This is a genomic window from Streptomyces sp. NPDC041191 (assembly GCF_055591945.1).
On the sequence record NZ_JBVIZC010000006.1, the window covers coordinates 406,266 to 419,035 of the forward strand.

Consider the following 12,770-nt stretch of genomic DNA (forward strand, 5'->3'; position numbering starts at 1 on the left):
CGTGTGAGCCTGCTGGGAACGGACGGAAGAAGGCCGGAAGAAGGAGCCGTCGGTGTCGACGCACGACCTCTATGTGAACGCCCCCGCCGAAGCCGTCCGGGACGTGCCCGCCGCCGGCGCCGCCCGCTTCACCTGGGACTACGACGACGGCCGCGACCGCCTCCTCGCCCTCTACCAGAAGGGCAAGGACAAGCAGTGGGACGGCGCCACCCGCATCGACTGGGACCTGGAGGTCGACCCGTACGACCCGCTCGGCACCCCGGACGAGGTCCTGGACCTCCACGGCACCCGTCACTGGGCGCGGATGACCGAGAAGGACAAGGGCGAGCTGCGCCGGCACTACTGCTCCTGGCAGTTCAGCCAGTTCCTCCACGGCGAACAGGGCGCGATGATCTGCGCCGCCCGGATCGTGGAGTCCGCCCCCGACCTCGACGCCAAGTTCTACTCGGCCACCCAGACCATGGACGAGGCCCGGCACGCCGAGATCTACGGCCGCTTCCTGCACGAGAAGATCGGCATGCTCTACCCGATCGACGACAACCTCCAGGGCCTCCTCGACGACACCCTGCGCGACTCCCGCTGGGACATGCCCTACCTCGGCATGCAGGTCCTCATCGAAGGGCTCGCCCTCGCCGCCTTCGGCATGATCCGCGACACCACCGACAAGCCGCTGCCGAAGCAGATCCTCGCGTACGTGATGCAGGACGAGGCCCGGCACGTGGCCTTCGGGCGGATGGCCCTGCGCGATCACTACCGGCAGCTCTCGGACGCCGAACTGCGCGAGCGCGAGGAGTTCGTCATCGAGGGCTGCCACCTCATGCGCGACCGGCTGAAGCCCCTCGACGTCCTGGAGAACTTCGGCGTCCCGCGCCAGGAGGCCCGGGAGCTGACCGAGCGCAGCGAGTTCCTCCGGCTCTTCCGCAAGCTCCTCTTCAGCCGGATCGTCCCCTGCGTCAAGGACATCGGCCTCTGGGGCCCCCGCCTCCAGAAGGCGTACGTGGACATGGGCGTCCTCGACCTCGGCGACTCCAGCCTGGACCTGCTGATGACCCAGGACGAGGAGGCCGCGGAACGCCTCGACGCGGAGCGGTTCGCGGCGGAGGAGCGGGCCCGGGCGGCGGAGGTGACGGCCGCGATCGCGGAGGGGGCGGCGGAGTAGGCCCCCCGGACCCGGACTCCCGGTCCCGGACTCCCGGTCCCGGCCCTGGACCCCCCCGTCTCGAACCCCCCATCTCGAACCCCCGTCCCTACCCGCCCCGCCGCTCCGCCGCCTCCAGCCGCAGCGCCTCCTCCATCACCGTCCTCGCGATCGGCGCCGCGTTCCCGCCCCCGCTGATGTCCGTACGGGCGGCCTCCGCGTCCTCGACGACCACCGCCACCGCCACCGCCGGCCGCGCGGAGCCGGGGCCCTGCGCCCAGGCGATGAACCAGGCGTACGGGGTGCCGGTGTTGCCGAAGCCGTGCTGCGCGGTGCCCGTCTTGCCGCCGACCCGGGCCCCCGGGATCGCCGCGTTCGTCCCCGTGCCCTCCTCCACCGCCCGCACCATCAACTCCTGGAGCCGCAGCGCCGTCGAGGGGGTCATCGCCTGCCGGTAGCTGCGGCGGGCGGTCCGTTCCACGGTCGTGCCGCCGGAGGTGGTCGTACGGTCGACCAGGTACGGGCGGGCGATCTCCCCGTCGTTGGCGACCGCCGCCGCCACCATCGCCATCTGGAGCGGCGTCGCCGCCGTGTCGAACTGCCCGATCGACGACAGGGCCAGCTGGTCCGGGCTCATCTCCCGGTCGAAGCGGGACTCCGCCACCCACGACGGGACCCGGAGCCCCGTGTCGTTGAAGCCGAACCGCTCCACCGCGTCGACCATCTCCGTCAGGCCCACCTTCACCCCGAGCCCGGCCATCACCGTGTTGCACGACCACCGCACGGCATACGCGAGGGAGGCGCCGCCGCACCCCTCCGCCTCGTTCGGCAGCACCTGCCGGGTACCCGGCAGCACGAACGGGTCCGGGATGCCCGTCGGCGCGTCCACGTCCCGCACCACCCCCGCGTCCAGGGCCGCCGCCGCCGTCACGATCTTGAACGCGGAGCCCGGCGGGTACGTCTGCCGCAGCGCCCGGTTCAGCATCGGCCGGCCCCGCGAGGAGTTGAGCCGCTTCCACGCCTCCCCGACCTTCCCGCCCGTCCCGGAGAGCACCCCGGGGTCGTACGAGGGCGAGCTGACGAGCGTCAGGATCCGGCCGCTGGACGGTTCGACCGCCACCACCGCCCCCCGCCTGCCCGCGAGTCCCCGGTACGCCTTCTCCTGCATCGACCCCCGGATCGTGGTGATCACGTCGCCGCCGGGCTGCCGCCCCCGGGTGAGGTCGTTCCAGAGCGGCAGCGGCGCCAGCACCGGGTCCGTCCCCGCGAGGACCGCGTCCTCGGCGTGCTCCAGGAGCGTCGTGCCGTACGTCTGGGAGGCGTAGCCGGTCACCGGCGCGTACAACGGCCCCTGCCGGTAGGTCCGTTCCCAGCGCAGTTGCTGGCCGCTGTCCCGGGAGCCGGTCACCGGCCTCCCGTCCACGACGATCTCGCCGCGCGGCTGCGCGTACCGGGCGATCGCGATCCGCCGGTTGGCCGGGTTGTCGTCCAGCGAACCGGCCTCGACCACCATCACGCGGCCCGCGTTCACGAGCAGCGCCGCCAGGAGGACGAGACAGAGCCCGGCGGCACGCCGGATGTACCGGATCACCGGACCTCCCCGGCCGCCGCCGGGCCCCTCCCCGTCCGCCGGATCACGCGGCCCCCTCCTTCACCGGCGTGAGCGTCGCGGCGCCGGCGGGACCCGGCCGCGGGGCGCGCGCCGAGTCGCTGACCCGGATGAGGAGCGCCACGATCACCCAGTTGGTCACCACCGACGAACCCCCCTGCGCCAGGAACGGCATCGCCATGCCGGTCAGCGGGATCAGGCCCGTCACCCCGCCCGCGATCACGAAGACCTGGAGCGCCACGATCGAGGCGAGTCCGGTCGCGAGCAGCCGCCCGAAGGGGTCGCGCAGCCGGAGACCGGCACGGTAGCCGCGGCCGACGAGCAGCGCGTACAGGATGAAGAGCGCGGTCAGGCCGGCGAACCCCAGCTCCTCGCCGGCCGTGGCCAGGATGAAGTCGGACTTGGCCGCGAAGCCGATGAGCACGGAGTGGCCGAGGCCGAGCCCCGTGCCGGACGTCCCCCCGGCGGCGAAGGCGAACAGCGACTGCGCGAGCTGCCCCGGACCCTCGCCCGCCCGGATCGAGGCGAACGGGTCGAGCCAGTCCTGCACCCGGCTGTGGACGTGCGGTTCGAGGGAGCCGACGAGGAAGGCCCCGGCGGAGGCGAGCACCAGGCCGACCGCGACCCAGCCGGTCCGGCCGGTCGCCACGTACAGCATGATCACGAAGAGGCCGAAGAAGAGCAGCGAGGTGCCCAGGTCCCGTTCCAGGACGAGGACGCCCACGCTCAGCAGCCAGATCGCCACGACCGGCCCGAGCACCCGCCACGACGGGAACCGCAGCCTGCGGAAGCGGCGCCCCGGGTGGGCGAGGGCGTCGAGGTTGGCGGCGAGGTACGCGGCGAAGAAGACGGCGAGCAGGATCTTGGCGAACTCTCCCGGCTGGAAGGAGAGCCCGCCGGCCCTGATCCAGATCCTGGCGCCGTTCACGGCGGGGAAGAAGATCGGCAGGGTCATCAGGGCGAGCGCGGCGGCCACGCAGGCGGACGCGTACCCCTGGAGCGTGCGGTGGTCGCGCAGGAGCAGCACGACCACGATGAAGAGGGCCACCCCGAGCGTCGACCAGACGAGCTGCGTCGCCGCCGCCCGGTCGTCCGGCGTCTCCAGGTCGAGGCGGTAGATCAGGACCAGGCCGAGGCCGTTGAGCAGGACGGCGATCGGCAGCAGCAGCGGGTCGGCGTACGGGGCGCGGAAACGGACCGCGAGGTGGGCGACGAGCGCGAGCAGGCCGAGCCCGGCCCCGTAGCGGGCGGCGTCCGGGGGCACGGCGCCGCTGCGGGCGAGGCCGACCGCCGCGTAGCCGTAGACGGAGATGAGGACGGCGCAGACGAGGAGGGAGAGTTCCACGCCGCGACGCTTCGGGACGTCCGCCCCGGGCGGGAGTGCGTCCGTTCGCGGTGCGGTCATGGCCGCAACGTAGCAAGCGGTAAGCGGTATGTCCCTTTTGTGTGACGGTGTGCCGCGCGGGGGTGCGCGCGGACGGCCGTCACCGGGGCGGCGGGGTGGACGGCCGTCACCGGGCTGATGGGCGGCCGTCGTCACCGGGGCGGTCGCCGTCACCGGGGCGGCCGTCGTCACCGGCGGTCCGGTTTCCGGGACGCGCCGGGTGCCGGGCCCGCCGTGGTCGGGCGACGGGTCCGCGCCGAGCGGTGGCGCGCGGCGGGTCCGCGCCGGGCGGTGGCCGCTCAGTACGTCCCGTGCTCCATCCGCGCCAGGGCGGCCCGGCACAGGGTCAGGAGCTTCTCGTCCGCGTGGATGTCGTGGCTGCCCGAAGCGCCCTCGCGGGCGTTGTGACGGCGCCGCCGCGTCAGCTCGGTGAGGACGGCCAGCTGCGCCTCCGAGGCCGCCGGGCCCATCTCCGCCAGGCACTCCGCGACCTCCACGCGCGCGTGCCGGTTCTCCTCCCAGGCCGCGAGCAGCACCGGCAGGGTCGTCCGCGTCTCGCCGGACACCCGCCACAGGGCCGCCGCGCCCCGGACCCGGACCCACAGGTCGCGCGAGGCCAGGCCCGGCCGCAGGGCCGGGGCCGCCGGAGCCGCCGCCGGTCCGATCTCACCGAGGACCCGGGCGGCGGCGCACCAGTCCGCGCCCGGCAGACCCGGCCGCAGCCACCGCTCCAGGACCGGCAGTACTTCCGCCGGGTCCCCCCCGGCCGCCCACAGGGCGCGCGCCGCCGCCGCGGCCACGGCGGCCGACCCGTCGTCCAGGAACTCCCGCAGCTCCGGTACGGCCTCCCGGGCGGCGGGCCCGAAGGCCGCGAGGGTGCGCAGGGCCGCCTCCCGCACCCGGTCGCGCCGGTCCGCGGGCGCCCCGCGCAGCACCCGCAGCACCTCCGGGAGCGCCTGCGCGCCCCGTACGGCCGCCAGGGCGTGCAGCAGCGGAACCGCCCGGTCGTACAGCCGCTCGTCGAGCTCGATCCCGGCGAGCCGGCGGCGCAGCGGCGGCGTGAGCATCGTGCCGGAGGGGCCGAGCCCGTCCACGGCGTACAGCAACTCCCGCCGCACCTCGCCCTCCTCCAGGGCGCGGGCGAGCGGCGGCACCGCGCGGGGGTCCCCGGCACGGGCGAGCGCCAGCAGCGCCCCGTCCCACCCGGACCGCCCGTCCTGCCAGGACCGCCCGTCCCACCCGGGGTGCCCGGACCGCCCGTCCCGTCCGTCCCGCCCCGCGCGTCCGGGCGGCGGTCCCTGGGCCAGACGGGCCGCGAGCGCGTCGGCGGCGGGCGCGCCCAGTTCGAAGAGCCGCTCCAGGAAGGAGACGGCGGCCTCGCGGAGGCGGGGCTCGGGGTCGTCGAGCTGGGCGCCCACGAGCCGGACGACCTCCTCGTACCGCCCGCGCCAGACCCGTATCAGCCCGCCGCACAGCCGGATCGCGTCGGAGCGCTGCCCCCAGTCGGGGCTGCGCAGCTGGGCCAGGACCAGCGCGATCCGGTCGTCCACGCGGTCGTCGAGCGCGGCGTGCAGCGTCCGCAGCAGCTCCTCGGTCCAGGGGGCGGGCCGGCCGGCCGCGTGCTCCTCGAGCAGTTCCCGCACCTGGCCGATGAGCGTCGGGGCGGCGGCCCGGAAGGCGTCCGGACCCGATCCGGGGACCGCCGTGCTCCTGATCTCCTCCAGGAGCCCCGCCACTCGCGGCACGACGTCGTCGGGGATCTCGGCCGGCGCGCAGCGCGCCCGCTGGGCGAGGGCCGCGAGCCGGAGCCCCGGGTCCTGGGCGGCGCGGGCGAGCCAGCCGAGCCAGTCGACGGTCTCGGCGCGCAGCGACGCGTGCCGCAGGGCGATCCGTCCCACGGCGGCCACCAGGGCGAGCCGCACCTCGGTGTCCCGCTCGACCGTCAGCCGTTCCCGCAGCAGGGTCAGCACCCGGGCGGGTTCGGGGTGCAGCGAGGCCAGCGCGCACGGCGCGGCGAGCCGCACCTCGGGGTCGGCGTCCGAGACGAGCCCGAGGAAGACGTCGGCCCCGGCGGCGACGGCGGCGGCGGCCATCGCGTAGTTGGCGGCGGGGGTGAGCCCGTCGCCCGCCTCGTCGGGCAGGTCCAGCTCCTCGTCGTCGTCACCGAGTTCGATGCCGCCGATGCTGGTGAGCAGTTCGACGATGCCGCCCCGGTCCTGGACGCCGGGGTCGGCGACGAGTTCGAGGAGGAAGGGGATGCAGGCGAGCGTCGAGTCGTAGACGTCGCCCTGGTGGTGCACGGCGCCGTACATGCCGTCGAGGGCCGACTCCCGTTCGGCGGGATCGGCGGAGGCGAGTCCGCGGAGCAGCTCCGGCACGTCGTCCGCGGGGCCGTACGCGTGCCCCAGCGAGGCCCAGTCGACCTCCTCGATCCCCGTCAGCATTGCCAGGCCGCCTTCCCCGTGAGCGCTGTACCAGGCAGCAAGTGTGCACCACGGGACCGACGGTGAGGCCGTACCTCCGAGACCCGCCGCGCCCACGGCCCCCCTTGCGGTCTGTTTGCGCCATGTACGGTGCGGGGCGGGCCCGTTGCTCTGGGTGCCCGGTCGTACGGGGCTGCCTCCTCCCGCCTCCGGGCACGCCCTCCCCGCCGTCCCGCGCCGCGTCCCGGACCCCGGCGGGCGGCGCCGGGAGCACCCCGGGCCGCCCCAGACGTGGCGCGATGTCGTCCATGAGGGGAACCGGCTCCGGGGGCTCGCACTCCTGTTCTCGTCCGCGCCCGCGCCCGGGTCCGCCGAGGGCCGGAACGACGGTCTCCCCGCCCGCCGCCCCGTCTCCCGCCCGGCCGCGCCGGCGACGGGTGCCGGTCCCGACCGCGGTCGGCCGGGCCGCGCGTCGTCCGCGCGGCGCCGTTCGGTTTCACGGGGCGGGGGGCCGACTGCTCCAGGACGACGGGGAGTTCCCCGGGGTCAGGTCTTTCCGCCGTGGGAGTTCGGGACCCACGGCGCGTCGCTTCCGAAGCGCTTGCGCAAGACGACGCCGGGCATCGCGAACGCCGCTTCCGCCGCGCCGTGGTCGACGGTGTCGCGGGCGGGACGCCGGGGAACCTTCCGGTACCCGCACGCGCGCATGAGGTCGGTGGCCGATTTCCAGCTGTCGGCGGCCACCACCACGTCGTCGACGGCGTCGCAGTCGTTGCTCGCGTCGACCAGGACCGCGTACGCGATCACCGTGTCCCCGATCGTGGTCCTGGCGCTCATTCCGCCCATGCGCACTCCCCTCGACGGCGGCGCGGAGCCGCGGGACGGCCCCGTCTCCTGCCCTCTCCGCCGGGGGAGGACTCCTGTCGGCCGATCCGGCGGGCGACGGCCCGGCCGCGACCCCGGCCGTTCCCACGGTAGTGGACCGTCCTCGCCGGCCGTTCCCACGGTAGTGGACTGTCCTCGCCGGCCGTTCCCGCTCCACGACGGGCGGGCACGCGGAGCGCCCGGCCCCGGCGCGGCCCCGGTCGGGCGCCGGATCCGGAGGGCCGGAGCCTCCGGCGCGGAAAGGGCCCCGGCACGGATCGGGGCGGCCAAGGAACCTTGGCCGCCCCGACGTTCACCGTCCGCTGCTCACGTCGACACCGTCGTCCTCCGGCGCCGTCGACGTCCGGCGCGCATCAGTCGCGATGCTCCTCGTCCGGTGTTTCCGACAGCGTCCGGGTGACCTGCTCGATCACCCAGTCCTGGCCGCCGTCGGCCAAGCCGTGACGCGTGTAGTCACGGAAGGGGGCGTCGTGGGTGAGGAGCTCGTGCATCGCCTGCGCGGCGCTGTTCAGCTCCACGGCACAGTCGCCGGCACCGAGGGCGTCCAGCTCCTGGGTGACGTGCGCGAACCATGCCTCCCGGTCCGTCACGGCGAAGTCCCAGCGGCCCGTGACGCTGACGCGCTCGGCACGCGCGAGGACCGGGCCGTCACCAGACCCGTTCTCGTCCTCCTCGTCCTCGTCCTCTTCGTCCTCGAACAGGTCGGAGAACGGACTCCCCCAACCCGAGGACTCGAAGGTCTCGTCGGAGTAGCGCGCCGCGGCGGCCCGTACCCGCTCGATGACATCGGCGGCCCTTTCGGGCGCGACGTCCTGTCCGGACATCACCTCGGCGTGTTCGGTCAAGGCGGCCACGAGTTCGTTCAGCGCGGCAGAGATGCTCATGTGCTCGATACCGTTTCCTTCGTTTCCGGTCCTCCGGCCGGTCTCCGGCCCTGTCATGCCGTCACCAGTTGTAGTGGCGGGTGTGCGAGATCTGCCCGCGCCTGTTGAAGTAGTCCACGTGGACGTGGTTGCCGGAGGAGCAGACTCCACGGTATCGGCAGCGGCCGCCCATACGGGCGTCGCGCCGGGCGGCCGCTATCGCCTGCGCCTTCGACTTGAACTTCGTCGGCGTACGCAGGTCCTTCCAGCCCCGCTTCTTGGGAATCCGGCGGGCGCAGTTGTGGACGAGGACCGGCTGTCCGTCGGCCACCACGAAGTAGGTGTGGGAGCCGGCGACGGTCAGGTTGAAGACGGTGCGGGCCGCCTGCGAGCGGTGGGCGGCCGTGACCTCGGGCGCGTTCCCGCCGGGGTCCGACAGGCGCGAGCCCGGGGTCAGCCCGACCGCGTCGACCCATCCGCGTCCCTGGACGAAGAAGGGGTGGTGGGCGGTCGCGGTGATCTCCTTCGACCGGCCGTCGCCGTCCGCGTCCACGGACAGCGTGACGAGGTCCTTGGTGCCGGTGCCGACGATCACGTCGGTGACCGGGGAGACCTTCGTCTCGCCGGTGACCTCGTCCACCGCCCGGACCAGGTCCCCGACCTTCACCAGGCTGATCGGCTTGGTGCTGCCGTCGGCCATGACGACCGGCGTCTCGGGCAGGAAGGAGTTGCGGCGGCAGCTCCGGGCGATGGTCCGCGCGGCCCGCAGGGCCCGGTAACCGCGGTAGGCGCGGTAGCCCCAGGCGGCGGCGCCGAGACCGGGGATGAATCCGGCCGCGGTGATCGCGATGTCCCACTTGTTGCGCCAGGCCCAGCGCTTGGCCTTCTTGAAGAACTTCTTCCAGCCCCACTTGCCGTCCAGGTCGAAGCAGTTGACCGGGTCGGCCGAGCAGTACTCGTAGGCGTTGGCGTTGCCGCCCTGCTCGGGGTCGGTGGACAGGAAGCGGCCGGTGGCGGGGTTGTACTGGCGCACGCCCATGAGGACGTAGCCGGCCACCGTCTCGCTGGAGCGCTGCTTCCCGCCCAGCCAGCCGTAGCGCACGGCCTGCTGCTCGTCGCGCGGGTTGCCGTACTCGTCGGTGTCCAGGACGATCGGCGCCTCGTCCACGGCGAGCGGGAGCTGGAGCGCCACGTCACCGTGGATGTCGGTGAACTGGAGCACCGTGTCGCCGGTGGCGCTGGTGACCGCGCCGAGGTTCCCGGAGAGGGCGTCCACGTTGCGGGTCAGGGCGCCGGTGGCGGTGTTCTCGACGATCCAGCGCGGGTTGTCGTTGTCACCGTCGTAGTGGTTGAGCTTGTTCTCGGTCGGCGACCAGGTGCCGCCGCTGTTGGTCTCCACCGTCCAGCCGCGGAAGCGCAGCGCGGCGTCGAGGGTCCACGTCTGCCGCTTGGTGCCGGCGGTCTGCTGGTGGGCGAGGTCGTTGGCGTAGTAGCCGACGCCCACGCCGCCCGGCAGGGCGGTGGTGCGGCCGAACGCGTCGTAGGCGTAGCCCGCGTCGGTGATGCGGTCGGCGCTGTCGAACGTCGAGGTCTTCGCGGTCCCTCCGGTGGTGGGGCAGTCCAGACCGGGCGCCGCGGCGGCCGTGGTCAGGGACGTGCGGTTGGCGTGCTTGTCGAACCCGTAGGTGCGCCGGGTGCAGACCGACTCCACCGTGTCGTCGACCTGGACGAGACGGCCGACGGCGTCGTAACGGTAGGTCTGGTCCGACCAGCCGGCGTGGCTGGTCGTCTGTCCCTGCGCGGACTCGGTGACCGTGTCGGACATGACCACGGTGCCGTCGCTGTCACGGGTGTAGGTGCGCCCGACCGGGACGCCGGTGGTGTCCTCGGTCTGGGTGAGGGTGTATCCGCCGGGCAGTTTCTCCGTGGCGACCGAGCCGTCCGCGTCGTACGTCGCCTGGAAGACTCCGGCGATCGAGTCCGTCGCCTTCGTGGCCAGGCCGCGCGGTTCGGCGGTGTGGTCGTAGGCGAAGGTGACCGTGGACGGGACGGTGTCGCCGACCTTGACCGGACGGTCCAGCAGGTCGTACTCGGTCGTGGTCCTGCCGCCGTCGGCGTCCGTGTACGAGGCGAGCCGGCCGAGCTTGTCGTAGACCCGCGTGAGGGTGCCGCCGGTGGGCGACGTCGTGCGGATCTCCTGTCCGGTGGCCGGGTCGTACTCGGTGGTGGTCTCCGGGACGGCCTGACCGCTGCCGCCGCCGATCTTCACCGTGACGGTGCGGCCCGCCGCGTCGTACGTGGTGGTCGTGGTCCGCGTGACGCCGTTCGCGGTGTCGGTGCCGACCGTGGCGTTGCCCCACCAGTCGTACTGGGTGGTGGTGGTCGGCAGCTGCGCCGGGTTGGAGCCGCCGCCGGTGACCGCGCCCCCGGGACCGGTGGAGCACACCAGGTCGGCCCACTCCGGGCGGCCGTTGCAGGCACCGGTGCCGGTGGCCGACCAGTAGGTGGTCACCACGGTGCCCGCGTCGGCCCCCGTGCTGCCCGTGTTGTACGTCTTGGTGACGCGGCCCTGGGCGTCGTACTCGGTCGTGGTCGTGACGGCCAGTCCGGCCGGGTCCTGGACGGACTTCGTCGGAAGGCCCCTGACCCAGTCGTACTGGGTCTCGGCCACGCGCTTCTCAGCGTGGACGGTGGGGTGCTCGCGCACCTGGGCGCCGGTGGTGACCCGGGTGACCTGGTCCTTGACCGTGGCGGTTCCGTCGGTGGGACGGCCCGTGTCGTACTCGTTGACGGTCCAGGAGCGGGCCATGACCGAGGTGTCGGCCGCGACCAGGGTGGTCGTGCCCGACTTCAGGTCCGCGGTGAGGTCGACGCGCCGCAGCGGGCCCAGCTCCTCCAGCTCGCGGGTGCCGTCGGCGTTGTGGACGGACTTGGTGGCGAGCAGGTCGGCGCGCTCGGACGGGGCCAGGGAGGCGATGCCCAGCTCCGCCTGCATGGCACGGTCCGTGGCGGTCGTGCCGAGCGCCACGGCCCGGTTGGCCGCCGTCAGTTCACGGACGGTGTTGCCGAAGCGGTCGTACTCGGTGGTGGTGATGTGCCCGCCGGGCGTGGCGGCGTTCACCGCGCGGCCCGAGGCGCCCATGTAGGTGACGTCCGCGCGCTCGTAGGAGGCGGCCGTCAGGGCATCGCCGGCGTTCGACGCCGGGACGGCGTCGGCGGGGAACACGGCGGTCGCGTCGGTCGGCGCGTCCGTCTGGCCCCACGCCTTCACGTCGGCGGCGCCCATCTTGTACGGGGCGGCGGTGCCGGTCAGCGGCACGTCGTAGACGACGTTGGTGGCGGCCGTCCCCTCGACCACGTCGAGGGTGCCCTGTCGCAGCGCGGGCCGCGACGCCTTGAGCAGCATGCCGTCACCGGCCGCGTTGCCGGAACCCGCCCTGCCGTAGGTGAACGTCCACGGCAGCTGGCCGGCCGGGGTGACCTGGGTGACGCGGCCCGCGGAGTCGTAGGCGTACTGCGTCTTCAGCGCGGGGCTGATCAGCGGGTTCCACGTCTCGATGAGCCGTCCCGCGTCGTCGTACCGGTAGGTCTGCACGGCCTTGGAGGTCGCCGCGGCGGCACCCGGCTCGGTCGACCACAGGCGGATCTCCTTCACCTGTCCGGTGAAGTCGCCGAGCGCCGAGGCGGTCGCGGTGGTGGCCGTCGCGTACACGAACTCCAGCGCGCGACAGCCCTTGGTGGCGGGCGTGGCCGTGCAGGTCGCGGCGGACGCGGCCGACGTCGGCGCGATGACCCGCTTGGGGCGGGCCAGCGTCTTGCCTGCGACGTTCACGGTCTCGGAGACGACGGTCGTCGTGGTCTGCGCCATGCCGTTCAGCAGCGCGCTGGAGACCTGCCAGGTCGTCGCGGCCGGGTCCGGCCTGGTGAACTCGGTGACCGTGCCCTCGGTGTCGGAGAGGGTGAAGGAACCGCTCACGCTGCCCGTGAGCGTCAGCTCCTCCGAGCCGGGCTCCGGTATCCAGCCGTTCCTCGCCGCGTTCGCGGTGAAGGAGGTCTCCTCGCCCTCCAGGTCCACCACGGCCACGGCCGTGTCAGAGATCCTCCGCAGGTGCGAGTAGTCGGAGTCGGTGGCCTCGGCGGCGGTGCCGGACACCCACTCCTTGCCGAAGATGGCCGCCTGACCGGTCTGCTGCGCCCCGGCGTCCGGCTTGCGGGAGGACGCGGTGCGGGACACGGACAGGTCGAAGTGCGTGGTGTCGGTGGCGGACAGGCTGTAGTCACCGGTGAGCAGGTTCAGCGAACCCGGGCCGATCTCGTCCGTGGCGGCGCCGGAGGCGCTGCGGTCGACGACGACGGAGAGGGGCTGGGTGCTGCCGGTGGCGCTGTTCGCACCGGTGAAGTCGGCCTTGATCTGGACGGTGCCGTCGGGGTTGACGGTGTCGGTCGCGTTCCAGACCAGCGGCGCGTT

General features: G+C 73.9%; 7 protein-coding genes. 1 reads left to right on the forward strand and 6 read right to left on the reverse strand.

Going from position 1 to position 12,770, the window contains the following annotated elements; all coding sequences use genetic code 11:
* The first annotated feature begins 52 nt into the window (after window positions 1-52).
* Window positions 53-1,159 (forward strand): ferritin-like domain-containing protein, encoded by a 1,107-nt coding sequence (locus ACZ6AQ_RS15205; RefSeq protein WP_468760222.1) that lies wholly within the window; start codon window positions 53-55, stop codon window positions 1,157-1,159.
* Window positions 1,160-1,247: 88 nt separating this feature from the next.
* Here ACZ6AQ_RS15205 and ACZ6AQ_RS15210 read toward each other — a convergent pair whose 3' ends face one another.
* From ACZ6AQ_RS15210 to ACZ6AQ_RS15235, 6 genes are all read right to left on the reverse strand, one after another.
* Window positions 1,248-2,729, reverse strand: coding sequence for a penicillin-binding transpeptidase domain-containing protein (locus tag ACZ6AQ_RS15210; protein ID WP_468760223.1), 1,482 nt, complete (start codon window positions 2,727-2,729; stop codon window positions 1,248-1,250).
* Window positions 2,730-2,772: 43 nt separating this feature from the next.
* A complete protein-coding gene (locus tag ACZ6AQ_RS15215; protein ID WP_468760224.1) occupies window positions 2,773-4,152 on the reverse strand; it encodes an FtsW/RodA/SpoVE family cell cycle protein in 1,380 nt (459 codons plus the stop codon).
* 278 nt (window positions 4,153-4,430) lie between these two features.
* Window positions 4,431-6,575 carry a HEAT repeat domain-containing protein gene (locus ACZ6AQ_RS15220; protein WP_468760225.1) on the reverse strand — a complete coding sequence of 715 codons (2,145 nt, stop codon included), beginning with the start codon at window positions 6,573-6,575 and terminating at the stop codon, window positions 4,431-4,433.
* Window positions 6,576-7,100: 525 nt separating this feature from the next.
* Window positions 7,101-7,400, reverse strand: coding sequence for a hypothetical protein (locus tag ACZ6AQ_RS15225; RefSeq protein ID WP_468760226.1), 300 nt, complete (start codon window positions 7,398-7,400; stop codon window positions 7,101-7,103).
* A gap of 392 nt (window positions 7,401-7,792) precedes the next feature.
* Window positions 7,793-8,323 (reverse strand): hypothetical protein, encoded by a 531-nt coding sequence (locus tag ACZ6AQ_RS15230; RefSeq protein ID WP_468760227.1) that lies wholly within the window; start codon window positions 8,321-8,323, stop codon window positions 7,793-7,795.
* A 61-nt stretch (window positions 8,324-8,384) separates the two neighbouring features.
* Window positions 8,385-12,770, reverse strand: a 4,386-nt coding sequence (locus ACZ6AQ_RS15235; RefSeq protein WP_468760228.1) for a polymorphic toxin-type HINT domain-containing protein, incomplete at its 5' end; no start/stop codon positions are given.